Source organism: Agrobacterium sp. BT-220-3 (genome assembly GCF_025910175.1).
GTDB classification, from domain to species: Bacteria; Pseudomonadota; Alphaproteobacteria; order Rhizobiales; family Rhizobiaceae; genus Agrobacterium; species Agrobacterium oryzihabitans.
Window position 1 is genome coordinate 19,345 of the sequence record NZ_JAPAIX010000018.1, and the last position, 21,777, is coordinate 41,121.

13 protein-coding genes and 4 pseudogenes are annotated in these 21,777 nt (G+C 59.9%); 7 read left to right on the plus strand and 10 right to left on the minus strand.

Translation table 11 applies throughout. The features are described 5' to 3' along the window. Positions 1 to 221: 221 nt before the first annotated feature. Together OK142_RS23890 and OK142_RS23895 are read right to left on the minus strand one after the other, a co-directional pair. Positions 222 to 1,484, minus strand: coding sequence for a Zn-dependent hydrolase (locus tag OK142_RS23890; RefSeq protein WP_498685644.1), 1,263 nt, complete (start codon positions 1,482 to 1,484; stop codon positions 222 to 224). A 72-nt stretch (positions 1,485 to 1,556) separates the two neighbouring features. After that, complete coding sequence (locus OK142_RS23895; protein WP_172873309.1) at positions 1,557 to 2,291, minus strand: aspartate/glutamate racemase family protein; 735 nt, start codon at positions 2,289 to 2,291, stop codon at positions 1,557 to 1,559. Positions 2,292 to 2,510: 219 nt separating this feature from the next. Here OK142_RS23895 and OK142_RS23900 point away from each other — a divergent pair, with 219 nt between their 5' ends. Both OK142_RS23900 and OK142_RS23905 read left to right on the plus strand, forming a co-directional pair. After that, positions 2,511 to 3,500 carry a GntR family transcriptional regulator gene (locus tag OK142_RS23900; protein ID WP_498685646.1) on the plus strand — a complete coding sequence of 330 codons (990 nt, stop codon included), beginning with the start codon at positions 2,511 to 2,513 and terminating at the stop codon, positions 3,498 to 3,500. Position 3,501: 1 nt separating this feature from the next. Then, entirely contained in the window at positions 3,502 to 4,668 is a 1,167-nt protein-coding gene (locus tag OK142_RS23905; RefSeq protein ID WP_172873307.1) for an ABC transporter substrate-binding protein, read from the plus strand. 64 nt (positions 4,669 to 4,732) lie between these two features. On the opposite strand, the gene OK142_RS23910 is transcribed toward OK142_RS23905, so the two are convergent. From OK142_RS23910 to OK142_RS23940, 7 genes are all read right to left on the minus strand, one after another. Beyond that, positions 4,733 to 6,517 (minus strand): hydantoinase B/oxoprolinase family protein, encoded by a 1,785-nt coding sequence (locus OK142_RS23910; RefSeq protein WP_172873306.1) that lies wholly within the window; start codon positions 6,515 to 6,517, stop codon positions 4,733 to 4,735. Further along, a complete protein-coding gene (locus tag OK142_RS23915) occupies positions 6,514 to 8,592 on the minus strand; it encodes a hydantoinase/oxoprolinase family protein (RefSeq protein ID WP_172873305.1) in 2,079 nt (692 codons plus the stop codon). Before OK142_RS23915 ends, OK142_RS23910 begins: the two co-directional genes overlap by 4 nt. 52 nt (positions 8,593 to 8,644) lie before the next feature. Continuing rightward, on the minus strand, positions 8,645 to 10,288 hold the full coding sequence (locus OK142_RS23920; RefSeq protein WP_498685649.1) for an ABC transporter ATP-binding protein: 1,644 nt from the start codon (positions 10,286 to 10,288) through the stop codon (positions 8,645 to 8,647). Between the two features lie 3 nt (positions 10,289 to 10,291). After that, positions 10,292 to 11,146 (minus strand): ABC transporter permease, encoded by an 855-nt coding sequence (locus OK142_RS23925; protein WP_172873303.1) that lies wholly within the window; start codon positions 11,144 to 11,146, stop codon positions 10,292 to 10,294. Between the two features lie 36 nt (positions 11,147 to 11,182). Next, positions 11,183 to 12,124: an ABC transporter permease gene (locus tag OK142_RS23930; RefSeq protein WP_498685650.1), complete on the minus strand. Its 942-nt coding sequence runs from the start codon at positions 12,122 to 12,124 to the stop codon at positions 11,183 to 11,185. Positions 12,125 to 12,128: 4 nt separating this feature from the next. Beyond that, positions 12,129 to 13,709, minus strand: a complete 1,581-nt coding sequence (locus OK142_RS23935; RefSeq protein WP_172873301.1) for an ABC transporter substrate-binding protein — start codon at positions 13,707 to 13,709, stop codon at positions 12,129 to 12,131. 72 nt (positions 13,710 to 13,781) lie between these two features. Then, complete coding sequence (locus OK142_RS23940; RefSeq protein ID WP_498685651.1) at positions 13,782 to 15,215, minus strand: amidohydrolase family protein; 1,434 nt, start codon at positions 15,213 to 15,215, stop codon at positions 13,782 to 13,784. A gap of 450 nt (positions 15,216 to 15,665) precedes the next feature. Between OK142_RS23940 and OK142_RS23945 the strand changes: the two are divergent. After that, a pseudogene (locus OK142_RS23945) lies at positions 15,666 to 16,226 on the plus strand (IS30 family transposase); the annotation flags it as partial. Positions 16,227 to 16,284: 58 nt separating this feature from the next. Here OK142_RS23945 and OK142_RS23950 read toward each other — a convergent pair. Beyond that, positions 16,285 to 18,270 (minus strand): annotated as a pseudogene (locus tag OK142_RS23950) (Tn3 family transposase); the annotation flags it as partial. A gap of 63 nt (positions 18,271 to 18,333) precedes the next feature. Here OK142_RS23950 and OK142_RS23955 point away from each other — a divergent pair. From OK142_RS23955 to OK142_RS23970, 4 genes and pseudogenes are all read left to right on the plus strand, one after another. After that, positions 18,334 to 19,097, plus strand: a protein-coding gene (locus tag OK142_RS23955; RefSeq protein WP_136883211.1) for an IS5 family transposase whose coding sequence is annotated in 2 segments (ribosomal slippage) — positions 18,334 to 18,658 and positions 18,658 to 19,097 — 765 coding nt in all. Because the reading frame shifts where the segments join, the coding sequence is not laid out codon by codon here. A 258-nt stretch (positions 19,098 to 19,355) separates the two neighbouring features. Further along, positions 19,356 to 20,159 (plus strand): annotated as a pseudogene (locus OK142_RS23960) (site-specific integrase); the annotation flags it as partial. A gap of 381 nt (positions 20,160 to 20,540) precedes the next feature. Then, on the plus strand, positions 20,541 to 21,386 hold the full coding sequence (locus OK142_RS23965) for a GGDEF domain-containing protein (protein WP_498685652.1): 846 nt from the start codon (positions 20,541 to 20,543) through the stop codon (positions 21,384 to 21,386). A gap of 283 nt (positions 21,387 to 21,669) precedes the next feature. Beyond that, positions 21,670 to 21,777, plus strand: a pseudogene (locus OK142_RS23970) (IS6 family transposase); the annotation flags it as partial.

Here is a 21,777-nt window from a genome sequence, read left to right on the forward strand (position 1 = left end):
GCTATTGGAAATCATGATCGTTATTCCGTTTTTGTTGCAATGCACTGGTATTAAAGAAGACAATTACAGTCAAGTTTATAATGATGAAAAAAAGATCACAAAGAGCAAAAAATAAGCGGACGATTGCGCGATCTGCCAATCTCTTGTGTAACGTGTAGGCTGCGGGGCGGGTGGTTGGTTACTGAAAGACGCTCGAAACCGGGGTCGGACCGGTTGCGCCGTCACGATGCCGGTGAGCTATCCGTGTAAGCCAGGCGATAGAGGCCCGCGGCCAGCACCTCGATGCCAGCGACGATGTCGGCGATTGAGGAAAACTCTTCCGGCGTATGGCTTCGTCCGTCCTTGCTGCGCACGAAGATCATCGCAGTGGGCGCGATGCGAGCCATCTGCTGGGAATCGTGACCTGCGCCGCTCGCCATCGTCATCACCGGCACGCCCTGCGCCTTCGCCGCCGTCTTCAGCGTCTCGACGATTGCCGGTGCGGAGGGCCATGCGGGATGATCGAGGGTGATCGTCCAGTCGATTTCGAGGTTTCGCCGCGCGGCCACTTCGCGCATCAGCCGCTCATGGCTTGCATAAAGCGCCTGGCAGAGATCGGGGTCGGGATGGCGGGCGTCGAGGGAGAACCGGACGCTTTCCGGAATGATGGCTGCCCCATTGGGGAGGGCTGCAATACGCCCGATGGTCGTGACGGCGGGTCGCCCCCATCGGTGCGCCGTGTCGATGACACCGGTGGCAATCTCTGCGAAACCTGCCATTGGATCGCGCCGCAGGTCCATCGGGAAAGCACCCGCATGGTTTGCCGTGCCCTTCAGTTCCACCTGGTAATGGCGGATGCCGGTAATGCCGGTGACGACAGCGACCGGCAGATCGGCCTGTTCGAGGATCGGTCCTTGCTCGATATGCAGTTCGATAAAGGCGCCGATATCGGCCCGTTGCGCCTCGCCGATCTGTGATGGATCGAGGCCGACTTCCCGCATGGCTTCAGCAATCGTGCCGCCGTCATAACCGATGGTCGCCTGCAGGTCCTGGTCTGCGATACGGCCTGTAATAGCGCGCGAGCCCCAGAAATTGGCGGAGGGGAAGCGGCTGCCTTCTTCTTCGCACAAGGCGACGCATTCGAGCGGCAGGCGCGGTTCGCCGAACTGTTCTTTCAATGCGCTGATCGCGACCAGCGCGGCAATCAGCCCGAGCGTGCCGTCATAACGTCCGCCAGGGGTCTGGGTGTCGATATGCGAGCCGGAAACAATAGCCTTCGCGCCGGTCTCGCGGCCTTCGAGCCTGCCCCAGACATTGCCTGCCGTGTCCATGCGCGAGCTGAGGCCCGCTTCCTCGCACCAGCGGGCGTAAAGCTGCGTCGCCTTGACCCATTCGGGCGAATAAACCGTTCGCGAAACCCCGGTTCCGCCATCGGAACCATGCCGTGCCATGTCGAGGATCATGCCCTCGACGACGGCCGGATCAATTTTGATCCTGTCGTTCATTGTTGAAGTACCTTCTCAAACCGATGCTCGTGGCGACCGCTCCATGGCGGCCCGCCACGGTGTTCATGATAGTCAGGGAATGGAGTAGCCGCTGAACACGCCCGTATAGGTCTTGCGCGTCGGGTAGGCGTAACCATGCCGCTTGGAGGTGCCGAGACCCAGAGAGACCGCGGATTCGACGAGCTTGACTGCCGCGGACACGCCATCGATGGCGGGCGCGCCGATTTCCGCAGTAACGTGCGCCATCAGGTCCGACATCCCGGCACATCCGAGCAGGACCGAGTCGGCGCGGTCTTCCTCAATCGCCTTGCGGCATTCACGCACCACGATCTGCCTTGCGTCGGAGCCTTCTTCCTCAAGCTGGAGCACCTCCAGTGCGGTCATGCGGATCGATCGGCATTTGTGCTCCATGCCATAGGCCTGCACCAGATGCGCCATCATCGGTTCCATTCGATCGATCAGGGATATGATCGAGAATGTGTGACCGATCAGGGTTGCCATGTGCATGGCCGCTTCGGCGATGCCGACGACAGGCCCCTTTGCGACTTCCCGCGCCGCTGCCAGCCCCGGATCGCCGAAGCAGGCGATGACATAACCGTCGAACCCTTCGGCCTCGCCCTTGCGGACCTCATCGATCACGCCTGCTGCGGCAAAAACCTCATCATGGAAGGTTTCGATGGAAACCGGCCCCATCTGTGGCGATACGGCGACGATTTCTGTGCCGGGGGACGCGATCAGGCGTGCCGACTGATAAATTTTGTCAGTCATGCTGAGCGTTGTGTTTGGATTTATGACCTTAATTCGCATGAATTCCCCTTTCGTTATTCAATAACGAAAATTATGTATCAATAATTTTCATTATTCAACAAAATCGACGATGGGTCGGGCGTTTTTCGAGCGGCCAGCCGGGCTGGTGCGCGGGTGCTTTGGCAAGCATGGTGGCGAAGACATTTCGTTCGCCGACGAAAGACCGTTCACTCGGTGCAAAAGTTGGGCTAGATTAGGTAACACGCATAAAGGGCAGTCATGCGCAGCAAGGGATATTACAAGCTCGTCAGAGCCGTCCTCGAAGACAATATACGTCAGGGAAGGATCCCGCGCGGGACGCGGCTTTACACGGCCGCCGTGGCCGATCGGCTGTCGCTCAGCCCGCCGCCTGTAAAACGCGCGCTCGACCAGATGAACGAGGAGGGCATTCTCGCCGTCCATCCACAATTCGGTTATGTGGTCGGCGATCATGCCGACGAAGCTGGTTCGCAGGCGCGGGAAAACCTGCATCTTCTCGATCTGGACCTGTCCCTGCTCGAGGGCGGCAAGTCGACGCCTTTGCCGCCGCGCTGGGAACTGATCCTCGAAGAGGTCGAGCAGCGGGTTTTGCACAGCATCCCGTTCGGCACGTTCCAGATTTCCGAGGCAGGAATATGCGACCATTTCGGCGTGAGCCGCACCGTGTCGCGAGAGGTCCTCGCGCGCCTCGATGTCCAGGGCCTGATCGAAAAGAGCCGCACCTCTCACTGGATCGTCGGTCCGCTATCCGCCCGTACCCTCGACGAGACCCACGAAATGCGGCGTCTGCTGGAGCCGCAGGCGCTGATGGATTGTGCCCCGCGCCTCGATCCGGGCGCGCTGCGTGCCATGCGTGATCAGATCGATGTGTTGCGGCGGCGCGGCGGCACGGTCGATATGGGCGAATTCGCGGCGCTGGAGACGGCGTTGCATCGCGATCTCCTGCATAACTGTCGCAATCTGCGGATGCTGGCGACGATCAAGACCCTGCAGATATCCCATGTCGTCGATGAACTGTTCCGCACCTATGTCACCCGTCAGGACGAGACCCGCATGTTCGACGAGCATGATCTGGTGCTGGCGCACCTCGTCAACCGGGATGCCGACGGTGCCGCCCAGGCGCTGCGCCGGCATCTGGACCTGCAGCACCAGCGCACCCGTGCACGACTGAAGGTTCTGTCCATCTTCGATGCGCCGACCGATTATCCCTATCTCACACGGATTCACTGACATGGCTGCCCGATCGACGTCACGCCCCAGGCTGCGGGTTATCGCGCGCCGGGAATTCGCACCGGAACCGTTGCGCCGGAAGGCCAGCGAGGATCTCGGCATCGATCTCGAATTCGACGTGGTCGACACGCTCGAGGGGTTGCGCCGCGTGGTAACCGCACCCGATACGTTCGACGTCTATCACCAGTGGCACACGATAGATCTCATCTGGACGTCAAGGGCAATCCAGCCGATCAGCCTCGACCGGCTGGATTGTGCGACCGAACTGCAGGCACTGGCACGCCCGCCGTTTGCAGCGCTGTCGCCGCCGACCGTGACGGCCAAGCTGTTCGTGCAACCGGATGGTGAACTGGGTGCGACGCCGGGCGATCAGGTGGCGATGTTGCCGGTTCTGCGTGGCGTCGATTGTTTCGCCTATCAGCCCGCAGTGCGCGACCTGGTGGGACAGGATGCGAGCGAAAGCTGGGGTTGGCTGTTCGACAGCCGCCTGCGCGGCCATGTCGGGTTGATCTCCGATCCCGTGCTGGGCATGATCGAGGCCGCGCTGGCCATGGAAGCCGCCTACGACATGACATTTCCGGATATCGGCAACCTGACGATCGAAGAGATCGACACTGTCGCCGACATGCTGATCCAGTTGAAGAAGCTCGGGCATTTTCGCGGCGTCTGGTCGAACTACGAGGAAGCCGCGCGGCTGATGCACCGAGGGGCGCTTGTGCAGAGCATGTTCACGCCCGGCGCAACGAGGCTGCGCCGCGAAAAGATGGACTTCAAGGTTGCCGACCCGGTGGAAGGCGGTCGCGGCTGGCATTCCGATCTGTGCATTTCAGCGGCGGCAAGCGGCGAAACGCTGGATGCGGCCTATGCCTATCTCAACTGGTGGGCCGGTGGCTGGCCGGGCGCCTGTCTCTCCCGGCAGGGATATTACGCCTTTTTCCCGGAACGGGCGCGCGCCTATCTCGCGAAGGAAGAATGGGACTACTGGTATGACGGGATTGCCGCTGCACGGCCCTTGCAGGATCCGTTCGGCGAGATCGCAATCCCGGCTGGGCATGTCCGCGAGGGCGGCTCCTACCCGACCCGCATGGGGCGGGTTCGCGTCTGGAACACCTTCATGGACGAACATTCCTATCTCGTCCGCCGGTGGCGGGAGTTTCTCGAAGCCTGAAGCAGTGACAAGCCCGAAACAGTGACCGGCGCGTGATGATGCGCCGGTCTCATCATCCTCGCTCTCAGGCGGTCGTGCGGCGTTGGCGCTCCGCCCGCGTGGCATCGGTATCGATGCCACTGGCGCCTAGCACCACGCCATAATCCTGCATGGCCGTTTCTGCGCCGAAATACCCTTCCCGCACGTCGTGGAGCACCGCTTCCGGATCGCGCAGCAGCGGATCGCCGTAACCGCCGCCGCAAGGGCCGAGGCACAGCAGGCGGTCGCCCTCGCGGGCCTTGATATAGGCGACCTTGGAGACCATGGCCCGTTCGGTTTCTCCAGACAGAAGCGTGATAGAGGCTGTCATGCCATCCGCACCACCGTCATAACCCCAGGGTTTGTATTTGTGGCCGTCGCCCTCGATAGAGAAGCCGCCATCCTCAAGGAAGCCGAACTCCCGTACCGTGCCGATACCGCCGCGCCAGCGACCGGCCGGAACCGAGTTTTCGCGCAGCTCGTAGCGGTTGACCCGCAACGGCAGGTGCATCTCTATATCCTCGATCGGGTTGTTGCGGGTATTGGCGTAAAGCGTATCGACGGCGTCCATGCCGTCCAGCCCGGCCCGGCCGCCGTAACTTCCCTCGAGGATTTCCATATGCACCCAGTGCTGACCGTCCTTGAGGCCGGAAAAGGAGGCGATGCGAAGGTTGCCGATGCCTGCCGAAACCTTGTCGGGCGCAACCTGCGCCAGCGCCTTCATCAGCGTGTCGGCCAGCTGGTTGCCGGGGCAGAAGCGGGCGATGACCGGGGCCGGAAATTCAGGGTTGGCGAGGCACCCCTTCGGCGCAACGATGGTGACCGGGCGTGTGAGCCCGGCATTCTGGGGAATGTTGCCGTAGACAACGCTGTCGAGCAGGATCGAACGCAATGTCAGCCAGATGGCGCAGTCCACCGTGCCTTCGAAAGGCATGTTGACCGGCTTGTCGGCCAGTTGCGGCGCGGTTCCGGTGAGATCCACGACAACACTATCGCCGCTGATCGTCAGCTTGACAGCGAGCGGCAGGTCCTTGCGGGAGGGATCGGGATCGTCGAGATATCCATCGATATGCCCGACCGCGCTATATTCGCCGTCCGGTAAGGCACGGATCGCGTTGCGCATCAGCCGTTCGGAATAGTCCATCAGATCCTCATGGGCTGCCTTCAGCTTGTCCAGCCCCCATGTGTCGATCAGTTCGACATAGCGTTCGGCGCCGATCTGTGCCGCCTTGATCTGCGCTTCCATGTCGCCGACTACCAGATGCGGCGCCCGGATATTGGCCCTGAGGATATGCCAGACCGGATCGACGCGGCGGCCTTGGTCATAGACCTTGATTGCCTTGAACTGCAGGCCTTCGGCATAGGTATCGACGGCATCGACAATGCCGCAGCTTCCGGGCGTCAGCGCACCGATATCGAGATGGTGGGCCGTGGTCACGGAAAAGCCGACCAGCGAACCCGCATGGAAGACCGGCACGCAGAAGGCGACGTCCGGGCCGTGGCTTGCGCCGCCATAGGGGTCGTTATGCATGATCACATCGCCGGGCAGGATCGTTTCTCCCCGTTCGTCCATCACCTTCAGGACATGGCGGACATAACCGGGGATAGGCCCCGACTGAAGCGGTGTGGACATGCGGCATTCGCATAACTGACTGCCGGTGGCATCGGTCAGCGCCGTGCCGAAATCCTCGGATTCGCGGATGATCGAGGAATAGCTCATGCGCATGAGCTTGTGGCCCATCTCGATGGCGATGTTTTCGAGAGCGCCATGGATGACGGCGGCGCTGACGGGATCGATGCGGGTAACGGGTTTCGATATGGTCGCGTTCATTGATTAGGCCCCAGCGTGATGATGATGTTTCCGGACGGATGGACCTGCACCGTGGCGCCGGGCGGCACCACCGTCGTGCTATCCTGCTGCAGGATGATCGCCGGTCCCTCGAACGGTTGTTCGACGGGCAGGGACGAGCGGCGATAGACCGGCGTATCGAAGGGGCGCAGCGCGCCATCGACACGGAAGACACAGCGGTTACGGCGTAGCTCCGCCTCGGCCAGCGAGCCGCCGGTGGCGGCCTTGAGCGGCGGCAGTTTGGGAAGCGTGCCAATCGCCGAGACCCGGATGTTGACGATTTCGATGGCGCTTTCGGGGAAGGCCTGGCCATATTCCTGCTGGTGGCGGTCGTGGAAATCCTTCCAGACGCCGGCAAGAGCGGCAGTGCTCATCGGTCCCTCGGGGAAGTCGATCTTCAATTCGTATCCCTGACCGACATAGCGCAGGTCACCGGTTCTCACGAAACTGGTCGCATCCTCAGGCACCTTGTCTGCCTTGAAGCGACCGGCAAGCACCGTTTCCATGTTATCGAACCCCTGATCGAGGCGGGCGAGGTCCGGTGCGGCAGAGGTTTGGAACTGGGTGCGGATCTCGTCATATTTGAGGTCTGTGGTCAGCAGGCCCATAGCCGAGGTAATGCCCGGATAAGGCGGCACGATCACCTCCGGGATGGACAGCATCGCCGCCACTTCCGCGCCGTGCAGCGGACCGGCGCCGCCCATTGCCATCAGCGCAAAGCCGCGCGGGTCGATGCCCTTCTGGATCGTCCGCGAGCGAATGGCATTGGCCATGTTGGCATTGAGGACGGTCAGGATGCCCTCCGCGGCTTCTTCGAGGGACAGGCCGAGCTTTGCGGCAAGCTCCGCCACCACGGCACTTGCCGCTTCCGCGTCGAGCTTCATGCCACCGCCGAGAAAGTCGTCCGGGTCGAGACGGCCAAGCACGATATTGGCGTCGGTTACGGTCGGCTCCGCGCCGCCTCGGCCATAAGCGGCCGGTCCGGGAACGGCACCGGCGCTTTGCGGGCCGACCCGGAAGGCGCCGCCACGGTCAATATGGGCGATCGAGCCGCCACCAGCGCCGATCGTGTGCACGTCGATCATCGGCATTAGGAGCGGGAAGCCTGCCAGCGAGGTGGAGCGGGCATCTGTTTCGGCGAAACGCCCGGCGCGGATGATGCCGATATCCGCGGAGGTGCCGCCGATATCGAAGGTGATGATGTCATGCCTGTCGGCCAGTTCACCGACCCATGCGCCGCCGAGAACGCCGGCAGCCAGACCTGAAAGCAGCGTCAGCGCCGGTTTTTCCGTCACCATGCGGGCGGTTGCCGCGCCTCCGTTCGAGGCCATGATCCTCAGTTCTCCGGCAATACCGAGATTGGCGAGTGCGGCTTCGAGATTGGCGATGTAACGCTCCACCTTCGGGCCGATGGAGGCGGCAAGCGCTGCCGTCGTGAACCGTTCGAATTCGCGGAACTGGGGCGCCATGAAGGACGAGGTCGTGACATAGGCGTCTGGCATCACCTCCTCGACAATCGCCTGGGCGCGCAATTCATGGGCCGGATTGAGGAAGGAGAACAGGAAGCAGATGACGACGGCCTCGACGCCATCGGCCTTCAGTTCTTCAGCCGCCCGGCGCACGGCAGCCTCGTCGAGCGCCTCCAGTTCTTCTCCGGTCGGCGGAACAAGGCGTCCGGCAACCGTCTTGCGGTGGCGGCGCAGTACCGGCGGGCGGCTCTGCCACGGCAGTTCCTGCATGATCGAATAATGCTCGACGCGTTGGTGGCGACCGATATGGACGATATCGCGGAAGCCTTCATTGGTGATCATGCCGGTGAGCGCGATCTTGTTTTCCAGCACCGCATTGGTAGCCGTTGTCGTGCCGTGGAAGACGTAGGCGATTTCGGACGGTTCGGCGTTTGCCCTCACGCACAGTTCCCGAATACCCTGCATGACCCCTTCGGAGGGATCGTGGGGCGTGGTTGAGACCTTGTGGATGACCACATGGCCGGTTTCCATGTCACAGCAGACGAGGTCCGTAAACGTCCCGCCCACATCAACGCCGATCATTTTCATCGCGCTTCGCTTTCGTATTTCGATCCTGGGATGATGTCGAAGGCCCGCCGGTTCATGCCGGTGGGCCATATGCCTTGAAATTTGCGAAATCCCAGTGGCGCCCCGGAGCCGCGGCGATCAGGTCGCGGGTATAGGCGTGGCTGGGATTGGAGAGTACCGCATGGGCCGTGCCGGCCTCGACGACCTCGCCCTTGCGCATCACCGCGATCCGGTCGCAGATCTGTGCCGCAACGCGCAGGTCGTGGGTAATGAACAGGATGCCGACGCCATTGTCGTCGCAGATGCCGCGCAGCAGTTCCAGCACCTGTTTCTGCACCGAGACGTCGAGTGCCGAAACGGACTCGTCGGCGACGAGGATATCAGGCTCCAGAGCCAGTGCCCTGGCAATCGAGATACGCTGCCGCTGGCCACCGGAGAACTGATGCGGAAAGCGGCCGAGCATATCGCGCGACAGGCCGACGCGTTCCATCAGTACGCCCGCCCGTTCATAAGCCTCGTCCTTGGGAGCACCGAAATTCAGCATGCCTTCGACGATCACGTCGCGCACCCGCATGCGGGCATTCAGCGACCGGAACGGGTCCTGGAAAACGACCTGCAGACGACGCCTGTGGGGACGCAGGGCACGGGCGCGCATCTGGGAAATATCCGTGCCATCAAGCAGGATCGAGCCTGCCGAAGGCTGGATCAGGCGGGTCAGGCAGCGGGCGAAAGTCGTCTTTCCGGAACCGGATTCGCCAACGACGCCGAAGATCTCGCCGCGCCGGAGATCGAGATCCGTCGGCTTCAGCGCATCCACCTGACGCTTGCCGAAAAAGAACCCGCCGGATGCATAGACCTTGGTGAGACCCGTGACCCGCAGCACTTCGGAACCGGCCAGGCTGGTTCTTTCCGGCGGCGACAGGCTTGGCACCGAGGCCACCAGCATGCGGGTATAATCCTGTTTCGGGTTGGCCAGCACAGCGTCGCGGCTGCCGATCTCGACCATGTCACCTCGGTTCATCACGACGATGCGGTCGGCGATTTCGGATACCACGCCAAAATCATGGGTGATGAACAGCACTGCCGTGCCGTAACGTTTCTGCAACTCGCCAATCAGCAGCAGGATCTGCCGCTGCGTCGTCACATCGAGCGCGGTCGTCGGCTCGTCGGCGATCAGCAGCTTTGGCCGCATGATCAGCGCCATGGAAATGACGATGCGTTGCCGCTGCCCGCCCGAAAGCTGATGCGGATAGGAGGTGTAGATGCGTTCCGGTTCGGGCAGATGCACCGCCTCGAACATCTCGAGGACGCGCTTGCGGCGCTTGGTGCGGTCCGTCTCGCCATGGACCCGCAGCACTTCCTCGACCTGCGCACCGACGGTTTCAACCGGGTTGAGCGCCGTCATCGGCTCCTGGAAGACCATGGACATGCGGGTCGCCCGCATTTTCTGCAGGTCTTCCCGGCTGGCGGCAAGAACATCGGTGCCATCGACCACGATCCGGCCTGCGGTCACCGCAAGGGCGGCAGGATCCAGCAGACCCATGACCGCGAGCGAAGTGACCGACTTGCCGGAGCCGGATTCGCCCACCACACAGAGGGTCTCTCCGGCCTTGATCGAAAAGGATATGTCCCGGACGGTTGCCGCCCCGGTCTGTTTCAGGGAGACGGTCAGCCTCTCGATGCGAAGCACGTCCTGTTGCATGTCGGTGTCTGTCATGGATCAGGCCCTCCGCGCGAGTTTCGGGTCGAGCGCATCACGCAGGGCGTCGCCGATCAGGTTGATGGCAAGCACCGTCAGCGCAAGGAAGACGCCGGGGAAAAAGATCAGGCCGGGCCTGAGCTGGAAATAGGTGCGCCCTTCGGCGATCACATTGCCCCAGGAGGGAACCTCCGGCGGCAGGCCGACACCGAGAAAGCTCATCACCGCTTCGGTGAGGATAGCCGATGCGAGGATGAAGCTTCCCTGCACGATCAGTGGAGCGAGCGTGTTGGGCAGCATGTGGCGCAGCAGAATGCGCCATGTCGGGGTCGCAAGCGAGATTGCCGCCTCGACATAGGGCTCGTTGCGCAGGCCCAGAATGACACCGCGCACCAGACGCACCACACGCGGGAACTCCGGCAGGATGATGGCCAGCAGGACCGTGTAGAGATTGGCGCCGGTGATTGCGACCAGAGCCACGGCAAGCACGATGGACGGTATCGACATGATGCCGTCCATGACCCGCATCAGGATACCGTCGATAACCGGAAAATACCCTGAGACCAGCCCGATCAAAAGCCCCAGCATGAGCGACACGGCTGCGGCGGCGATGCCGACCGTGAGAGAGGTGCGTGCGCCATAGACGACACGCGCAAAAACATCGCGGCCCATCGTGTCGGCTCCGAACCAGAAATCCGCAGACGGCGGCTTCAGCCGGTTCACCGGATTGATGAAGATCGGGTCGGCACTGGTCATAAGTGGAGCGAATATCGCCGCAAGCGTGACCAGCACGAGGAAGGCGATTGCCGCGATGAGAAGCAGGTTGCTCCCGCCGATCGTGCGGTTGCCGTTCGAATTCGAGGAAATGGCGGACATCCGTTGCCTTCTTTCTATGGCGCCCAAGGCGGCCGATCAGTAGCGGATGCGCGGATCGAAGACCGTGTAGAGGAGGTCGACCGCGAGATTGATGAGGATGTAGATGAGCGACAGCAGCAGGATCAGGCTCTGGATCAACGGGTAGTCGCGGGCCAGCACCGATTCGACCACCAGCCTGCCAAGGCCGGGGATGTTGAAGACGCTTTCGGTGACGACGACCCCGCCGATCAGGAAAGCTGCGCCCGATCCCGCCACCGTGACGATGGGCACTGCGGCATTGCGCAGGGCATGCCTGAGAACGACCTGGGTTTCGGGCACGCCCTTGGCACGCGCCGTGCGGATGAAATCCTCGCCAAGAATCTCGAGAATGCTCGAGCGGGTGATGCGTGCAATCAGCGCGATATAGATGGTCGATAGCGTCAGGGTCGGCAGCGTGGCTGTCTTCAGGAAACGCACCGGGTCCGTGGAAAGCGGCGTGAAACCCTGGACAGGGAACCAGCCGGCCTTCAGCGACAGGAGATAGATCAGGACGTAGCCGGTCACGAAAACGGGTGTCGAGAACCCGAGTACGGCGACGGCCATGACCAGCCGGTCGCTGATCCGGCCCCGTGCCCAGGCGGCATAAACGCCCATGGGAATGGCCACCAGCAGCGAGAACATCATCGTTGTCGCAGCAATGGTCAATGTCGGCCCGACGCGGGCAGAAATCATTTCCGCGACCGGCTTGTGCGAATGCAGCGAGGTGCCGAAATTGCCCTGCAACAGTTGCCCCAGCCAATAGACGAACTGCACGTAGATCGGCCTGTCGAGGCCGAGGCTGGCGCGGATTCCGGCAAGCTGGGCCGGCGACGCTGTATCGCCGGCCATGATCACGGCCGGATCGCCCGGCGCCAGGTGAAGCAGGGAAAACACGATCAGGGCGACCACCCCCATGACGGGGATGGTCATCACGATACGCCGGGCGATATAGGCCAGCATGGTCTTACTGCTCTGTCTTCGAGATGTTCCAGAAGATGTTGGCAGGTGCCGGAAGCACGCCCTCGACTGTCTTGCGGTAACCGCTGACGCGGGCAAAGGTGCCGAGCGGGGCGAAGATGCCCTCTTCATAAACAGCGCCCTGAATCTTGGCGGCGATCGCCTTTGCGTCTTCCGGGGAGGTGGAGGTAAGGAATTCACGCGTCAGCGCCGGGATGACCGGTGCATCGGCCCAGCCGGCGTAGCTTCCCTTGCCTTCGGCCACGATCATGAAGTTGCGCAGCGGGTCCTGGATTTCGGTTGCGTGCCAGCTGGTGATGAAGATGCTCCAGCCGCCATCGGTGGTCGGGCCCTGGTTGGCGCGGCGTGACAGCATGGTCATGAAGTCCATCGCCTGCATTTCAACAACAAACCCGGCGGCCCGCAACTGCTGCGCCATCACCGGCGCGACGGAGGAGAGGGAACGGATGTCGGAGATGTGCATGAGGACGAGTGGTTCGCCCTTGTATCCAGCCTCAGCCAGCAGCGCCTTGGCCTTTTCCGGGTTTGCCTTGACAGCCATCTCGGCGGAAACGTCGCTCTCATAGGGCAGGCCGCAACCGAAGATCGCGCCGCAGACCTTGAAGTTTTCCGGCGCGCCGAACTGCGCCTGCATGACTTCCTCCTGGCCGATTGCCCAGATGGCCGCCTGGCGCACCAGCTTGTTGTTGAACGGTGCCTGTAGGTGGTTGAAACGATAGCTGATCTGATAGCCAAGCTCATCGAGCCGGTCTGTCGTCACCTGATCCTTGTCGGCGATGTCGAGCAAGTCGAAATTGATGTTCTGAAGATAATCGACCTCGCCGCTGTTAAGGGCGTTGAGCGCCGTCAGCGGATCGGCCATTTCGATGCGCTCGATGCGATCGACCTTGGCGATCTTGCCGCCGGAGAACCAGCTCGGGGCTTCCTTGCGCGGCACATAATTTTCGTTCTTGACGTAAACAGCCTTGACGCCGGGCTGATATTCATCGGCCTTGAACACGAAGGGACCGGATCCGGTATAATCCGTCACCGCTTCGGTGACGGGCGTCTGCGCCACCTTTTCCGGCATGATGAAGAGCGGATTGCCGCTCGGCTTGGCGAAGGCGTCGAGAACGATGCCGGACGGCTGCTTGAGGGTCAGCGAGAAGGACTTCTCATCGACGGCCTTGACCTCGCTGGTGATCGACATCAGGGCGATGCCCATGCGGTCGCGCTTGCCCCAGCGGTTGATGGATGCAACGACATCGGCGGCGGTGACCGGCTTGCCGTCATGCCATTTCAGGCCGTCCCGCAGGGTGAAGGTGAAGATTTTGCCGTCCTCGGAGGTCGTATAGGTATCGACCATCTGCGGATGGACCTTCTGCTGGGCATCGAGGCCGAACAGAGTGTCGTAAATCAGGTAGCCATGGTCGCGCGTCTGGTGCGAGCCGCTGAGGATGGGATCGAGATTACCCAGCCGGCTTTCCATGACGATCTTGAGATCGCTGGCAAGAGCCGGGGCGGAAAACAGAACCGCGGATGCGATCGCGGCGAGGACCGGTGCGGCCTTTACGATATTGAACTTCATTCGAGTTCCCCTGGTTTTTTGAGCTTCAAGACCTGTTCCGCCGTCCCGTGTGTGAGACGGCGGCATGCGAAACTAGCGCCGGAACTCCGCATAGCTTTCCGGTGAAAGGGTATTGATGTCGCGATGTGCCCAGTCCTGCAGGTGCATGTTGCCCCACATGTCCTGAGCGCCCTTCTGCAGATCGGCGGTGAGGGCGGCGATATCGAAGCCGGGAACGACGCGATTCTGCATGACGAAGTTTCCGTCGATCATCGCGGAGTTCAGGTCTTCCGCCTGGGCCGAGTAAACGATGTTGCGGACCGGATCGCGCATCGGCGTCATGAACAGGCTGGCGCCTTCCCAGAACAGCAGATCTGCCTTGGCGCCGGTTGCGATGCGGCCGAGATCGTCGCGCCCGAGAGCCTTGGCACCGGCCAGGGTTGCGGAATTGAACACGTCCGCGGCCGTTGCGACTTCCGTGCGCCGGTCCATGATCTTGGAAATGACGGCCGTCCAGCGCATGGCCTCGATCATGCTTTGCGGGCAGGTGTCAGTGGCAAGCGTCATGTTGATGCCGCGAGCGAGATACTTGGAGTAGCTCTCCATGGCGATGCCACGGCGGGCAAAGACCCAGACCGCATGGGCAACGTTTGTACCTGTATCGGCGAGAATGCCGAGGTCGTCGGCATGATAGTTGGTCCAGGTCGAGCCGCCCGGCATGATCACATGGCCGAGGATGACATCGTCGCCGAGAAAGCCGATCTTCTCCAGCCACTCGACGGGCGAGCAGCCGTTTCGTCTGACCATTTCCTGGAATTCGGGCACCGACTGCGACACATGCAATGCGATGGGCACATTCAGGTCGGTAGCGGCCTGGCGTGAACGGCGCAGAAGCGCTTCCGAGCAGGTATCGATCTGGACAGGCGTCAGGAAACCCTTGATGCGGCCATTGGCACGGCCTTCGATCTTGCCGATGAAATCGACGGCATGCTGCATGGCCGCCGCGCCATCGTCTTCCCGCCATTCGTACTGAACGCTTTTGCCATCCTTCGTCAGCCAGCGGCCCGAACGGTAGAACTCGCCGATATAGGCGCGCAATCCCGCCTTCTCGGCCTGATCGGCCACGAAATCACCATGGCTGCCCATCTCGACGATTGTGGTCGTGCCGGTGCGGATCAGTTCCGGCATGGAAGCGGAAATCGAAGCGCGGCGGGCCTGGTCGGTAATAGCGCCATCGCGAGCCGTCAGGAATTCGAACAGCCCTGAGAGATAGAAATTGCGCGGACCCCGATCTTCCACGAAGGACCTGTCCAGCGGGGACTCGCTCAGATGCGCATGGGTATTGATGAAGCCGGGCGTGACGATCTTATCGGCGGCATCGATGATCTCGTCGACCTGACCTTCGAACTGGCCGCCGCCGACATCGGCGATCCGGTCGTTTTCGATGAGGATGTAACCATCCCTCAGATGCTTATGGCCGCCATCCTGAAACGCGACAATATGGCCAGCCCGAATGAGTTTACGCATCATATTCCCCATAATGAAAACTATGTATCCATAATCTACATAAAACAAACGACCTGTCCATCGGCTTTTGCACGGAAATCCGTGACACCCATGACCGGTGGCCGTCGAAAATCGACGGTTTTCGCCTTATATTTATGCAGGGAGGTGTGTTTGTGTTGGGATATTACCGTCAAACCCAGGAAATCGGCACAATCCGATACCGGCTGATGCATATAAGTTCAACAATTGTGTATTCAAAAAATTTTCGAAACAGCCAAATTGGTGCCCAGTCTTGTCAATTGCTGTCCCGCAGGTGCAGATGTTTCTGCCGCAATGAACCTGTCGCGTCGCACAGATGTGATCATAAGTTCCATAATATAGATTACGCGACTTTTCTCTGTAGCCGGGTACATTCTATTTCCAAGTGCGACATGCCAATATTTTCAATGGCTTCACTTTGGAGATTTTTACATGTCCGGTTGCTATACGCAATTGACCCTCGCCGATCGCCGCCTCCTTCACCGTCTGGTTGATCAGAAAGTCACGATCAACGAAATGGCCCGGCGGCTGGGACGCCACAGGTCGACCATCTATCGAGAAATCCGCCGCAACACCTTCCATGACAACGAGCTGCCCGAGTACACCGGGTATTTTGGGACGATCGCCGATGAACTGAGGCGCGAGCGGCGGCGACGTCTGCGCAAGCTTCGACGCTATCCAGATCTTCGTGCCGAAGTCATTCGTCGATTGGAGGCCCGGTGGTCACCCGAACAGATCGCCGGGCGTCTGGTATCGGAGAAATTGAGCCTTGTCCGTGTCTGCGCCGAGACCATTTACCGGTTCATCTACAGCAAGGAAGATTATCAGCTCGGTCTCTATCACTATCTGCCGGAAGCACGCCGCAAACGTCGGCCACTGCGGTCAAGAAAGCCTCGCGACGGAGCATTCCCGGCCAGCCATCGCATATCGCAAAGGCCTGATTTCATTGGAAACAGATCGCGGTTTGGGCACTGGGAGGGTGACCTTATCATCTTGGGGTCAGAACAAGAGCAGTCCGAAATCGTACGCTAAGGACGAACGGAATGAGAACTTACGCGGCGTTCCTTAGCCTAGCCGGAAGGCGGAGCGATCGAAATCCGTTCGGCATCTGATGTTCGGCATCCCATGTGTAGATGCCGGTAAGGTTGATATGTTCCCAACTGAGCGGCGATATGTGTTTCAATAGAGTATCAGGAATGTCTCGCCCCGCTCGTTTCAGCTGTGTGACCGCGCGATCAAGATAAACCGTATTCCAGTGCACGATCGCACTGACGACGAGATTGAGCCCCGAGGCGCGGAACGCCTGGCTCTCGAACGACCGGTCGCGGATTTCTCCCCGCTCGTGGAAGAACACAGCGCGTTTCAGCTTATGGGCGGCCTCGCCCTTGTTTAGACCGGCTTGGCATCTCCGCCGTAGTGCCGGACTTGAGAACCATTCGATCATAAAGAGCGACCTTTCGATACGGCCGAGTTCGCGGAGCGCCCTCGCGAGATGTCTCTGCCTTGAAGACGCGGACAGTTTCTTGAGGATCGTAGACGGCACCACGGACCGTGTCGTGATCGACGCCGCGAGATGGAGCAGGTCGTCCCAATGATCGAGGATCAGATTGGCATTAATCGGCGTCCCGATATGGTTCGACAGCGCCGGATATGCGCCGTTCTTTTCAAACGTATGGAACTTCCGGTCTTTGAGATTGCGTAGTCGCGGTGAGAACCGCTTTCCGATCAGGGCGAACAGCCCGAAGATATGATCGCTGGCTCCGCCTGTGTCGGTAAAGTGTTCTTGGATGTCGAGGACCGTGTCCTGATCGAAGAGCCCATCGAGCACATAGGCCGCCTCGCTTTCGGTTGGACTGATGGGCAAAATACTGAAGTAGCCGTACTGATCTGACAGATGGCTATAGAATTTCGATCCTGGCACGCTGCCGTAATGCAAGTTGATGTCGCCGCGCTTTGCGGCTCGGTCGCTCGCACGAAAAAATTGGCCATCTGACGATGACGTTGTGCCATTGCCCCAAAGGCGGGAATGCGGATGCTGGGTGTGGACATCGGTGATGCACGCTTGCGCCGCGCGGTAGGTCTCCGATCGGGCATGGAATGTGCGCATCCACCCAATCTGGTGAGCGCTGATCCCCTTGGATGCGCCCGCCATTCGCTTTGGGCCGAGGTTCGTCGCATCGGCCAGTACACCAGCGAGCATGGCAGAGACATTTTTCGGGATGTCGCCGGTGCGAACATGCGTGAAGTGATCCGCAAAGCCGGTCCATTCATGCACTTCCCTTAACAAGTCGGGAACCTCGACCAACGGATACATATCGCTGATCTCGGCATTCAGTTCCTCTGCTGCCACGGGGACTTCGCCGACGGTTGGTGTGACGATCAACGTTCCGGCCTCAAGACGAACTCCTTCGAGCTTTCCGGATCGTGCTCTGTGCGCAAGACGCTGCAGGTTGAACTCGAGCATCTGGCACGCTTCAGCAAGCCACTGCGCGCCGTCGCCTTGGCCCCCCAAACCGAGACGATCTTCTTCCTTCATCGTGATGAATGTCGACCGCGGCATCAGATGCTCGTCAATCGGCCGGAAAGATCGGCTGCCGTCGACCCAAATGTCCGCAGATCTAAGCCGGTCTCGCAAAGCCGCTAGCGTGGCGATCTCGTAGAGACGGCGATCAGGTTTCCCTTGTTCGAAGATAAGCCGTCGATCAGTTTGGCTGAGATGGGTGAGCGGCACGCGATCAGGGAGTGTCCGCCGCTTCTCGGCATAAAGCCGTTTCAGCAGCGCAATTGCCGCCAGAAGCGGGTCGTGGCGATGCGCCGAGCGAAACGTGAAGGCCTAAAGAAATGCACCAATGTATTTGTGGACGGTCGCGTATTGTTCGGCTGCCACGGTCAACGGCGGTGCCTCGTTGTCGTCGACCATCGACTCAAGCTCAGGCTTCATCCGAAGCAACCGGTCCCAACCGACTTTTTGGTCGAGAACATCCAATGCGTTCCGACCATAGTCGTTGGCGGACTGCAGTGCGGTGATCGTATCTAGGGTCAGGACCCATTGATTTGAATTGACGGCTATGATTCAGACGGGCGGATAGGAGCCCGACTGATGAGTAATTTGTTCTGGCTGACGGAGGAGCAAATGGCCCGTCTTCAGCCCTATTTCCCCAAGAGCCATGGCCGCCAGCGTGTCGATGATCGGCGTGTCCTGAGCGGCATCATTTTCGTCAATCGCAACGGCCTCCGGTGGTGTGATGCGCCGAGGGAATATGGTCCGGCGAAGACCTTGTATAACCGCTGGAAACGCTGGAGCGACAAGGGCGTATTTATCCAGATGATGGAAGGTCTGGCCGTGCCTGAAGCTGCAGAGCACAAGACCATCATGATCGATGCGACCTATCTCAAGGCCCACCGCACAGCTTCCAGCCTGCGGGTAAAAAAGGGGGTGCGGGCCGCCTGATTGGACGCACGAAAGGCGGCATGAACACCAAGCTTCATGCCGTCACGGATGCGAATGGCCGCAGCCCGGTCAGCTTCTTCATTACGGCCGGTCAGATCAGCGATTACACCGGTGCTGCCGCCTTGCTTGATGAACTTCCCAAGGCCAAATGGCTACTGGCCGACCGTGGCTATGATGCCGACTGGTATCGTGACGCTTTACAGGCGAAGGGGATCACCCCCTGCATTCCGGGGCGGAAGTCCCGCAACAAAACCATCAAATACGACAAACGCCGCTACAAACGGCGCAACCGGATCGAGATCATGTTCGGGCGTCTCAAAGACTGGCGGCGTGTCGCTACGCGCTACGACAGATGCCCAATGGTCTTCCTCTCCGCCATCGCTCTCGCTGCAACCGTTATCTTCTGGCTCTGATCAATGAGTCCTGACCCTAACAAATTTTGATCGGCTGCTCCGGAACCATAATTTTTACTCTCCGCTATCCACTAGTAAAAATTTGCGGATGGTGTTTCAGTCTTGCAGCCGATCGAAAATGGCAGCGTCGGATCAAGCTCAATACTGTCATGTCGATCAGTCCGTAGCCCCGCTCTTCAGACGAAAGGCAAGATTCGAACGTAGGTCATCGCTCGATGAGAATATACTGTGCTACCGGGTCAGTTCGGGTGGCAATCACCTCAAAAACAAGCTGCCGATGTCGTTCATGGGATGCCAGCCGCGGTGGATGACAAACTCCGAAAGCAGGGTTTCTCAAATCCGTCGGCCCGCACGCGCCATCCACCGTGCGTCGGCGTCTGGCCAATTGGTCGACACTGACCAAATGGCACGGCATCGATGGTGCCTTCACCTCACCTGCCCTCAAATCGGCCATTCGCCACGCCGTGCGGGCCGTCCCTCGGACGCGTCGCGTAAAAGCGCGAAGGCAGTGACCGGCGACGTTTTGGCAAAACTGCTGGCCACTTGCGCGGGCGACGGCCTACGCGATCTGCGTCACAGAGCAATCCTGATGGTCGCCTTTGGCTCCGGCGGCCGTCGGCGCAGCGAGATCGCCGGATTTCGAGTCGAGCAATTGACCAGCGAGCCGTCGATCGAGATGCCGGACGGCCCTCCCCTCCCCTCTCTTGCCATTTATCTCGGGCGGACGAAAACCACAAGCAGCGAGCAGGATAATACCGTGCGGCCGCCGAGATCGGAAAGGGCAGTGTCTTCAGCGGAATTGGGCGTTGGGGCACCGTGTCAAAGCAGGCGCTAGATCCGCAGTCCATCAACGCAATTCTGAAGCAACGGGCGATGGCGGGGTCGCAGCCGGGGGAGTTTTCCGCACATGGGCTAAGGTTGGAGTATCTGGCAGCGGCTGCAAACCGCAACATCCCGCTCCCCGATGCTGTGGAGCAGTTGCGTCATAGGTCTGTGCAGCAGGCTCCGAGTTGTTACAACAATGCCACGCGGCGCAGAGGTCGCGCAGCACGGATGCTTTGATGCAAAAGCTTAAGCCATCAGATCGATCTCTCCAGGCGCGCGATCAGTACAGCAGCTAATTGCTGCTTCAATCATCACCAGCACGTCGAAGCGTTCTCAAACGTCAAACCCATCTCAACGTATTGCGGGGAATGTCCATCCGCCACTTCGCAGTGTTCCAGTCGTGTCGTTCAGGTCGCTACCGCTCGACGATCTGCCGGGACCTGCTAATGAACTTCTGGCAAGATTTCGACGATGTGATCGCCGACGCCCAATGACTTCATAGTTACCTGAATGGAAACACCTGGCTGCAACATCTCGCCTATTCAAAAGCAGTATGGGATCGGCCTTTCCCAGGCTCTATAAGAGGCAGACTAAAGATATTGACTGCAAGAGGTGCACTTGAACAAGATCAAATCGTCCTTTGTTGCGAAGACCTTCCTTATCTGCTTCGCCAGCGTGCACGTGCCGCTCATTGCGCTTGTTGGTTACTTGGCGATGGGGTTCGAACCCGGCGCTCTCCCGGTTTTCGCGATTGTCCTCGGCGCAACACTGCTTGGCACAAGCATTTGTCTGTTTGCGATCTGGCGGCTTATCCAACCGCTGACCCGCCTTTCCATCGCGATGAAGCGGTACCCGGAAGATAAAAGTATTTTGAGATTTTATCCAACCTCGTCTGACGAAATTGGAACAGTGACCGATATTGCACGGACGACGTTATTGCAGATGGAAGAGTTGACCAAGCAGCTCAAACATCAAGCGTCGACCGATGTTTTGACTGGGCTGGGTAATCGAAGAGCGCTTATGGAGCAAATGCCCACCATCCAGGAGCAGGCCAAGCGCTCTGGTGAAGCTGTCTCGCTGATTGTCTTCGATCTCGACCATTTCAAGCGCATCAACGATGAATACGGCCATGATACTGGCGACAATGTCCTGATAGCGATTGGGGAAGCTGTAAAGGATCAACTTCGCCCTTACGACTGCGCAAGCAGGTTGGGCGGCGAAGAATTTTGCATTGTTTTGCCACGAGCTGACCTCGCGTCCGCGGAGATTGTGGCTGAGCGTCTTCGTGTTGTCATTGAAAGCCGTGTGGTTGATCCTCTGCCTAAAGGGCGCATCACGTGCAGCTTCGGCGTCGCCGAAGCTCGACCCAAAGAACGACTTCAGGAGCTCTTGCTTCGCGCCGATACGGCACTATACGAAGCAAAACGACACGGCAGAAACAACGTGGTCGTGGCCGAACCGTAGATGGATACGTATCAAAATCCAAATAGCTAGAACAGCACTCCTCCTGTCCAGCCTCGGCGAACTCCGTGGCAAATGAAGATGCCCAACGATGAGTAAAGCGTGTTTCTGCTTTGGTCATGTCCCCTGATGGCGGATACTGTTGAACTGGGGGAAAACTGGGCGGAGTTCTTTAAGCGTACTCTCATCAAGACGAGAGGAAGCGGGCGTGTCGCAAATTCTTTTGGTTAACTAGCTGTTGACCACAACGGTGGAAATTCAGCTCCCGATGTAGCGGAGCGTAGCCATGATTCTGAATGCCATTGCCGAAAAGCTGAAGCGCCAGTCGAAGGACGATTTCAAAGGGCGGCATTTCGAGGCATGGCTGATCGTGCAGGCAGTGACATGGTATCTA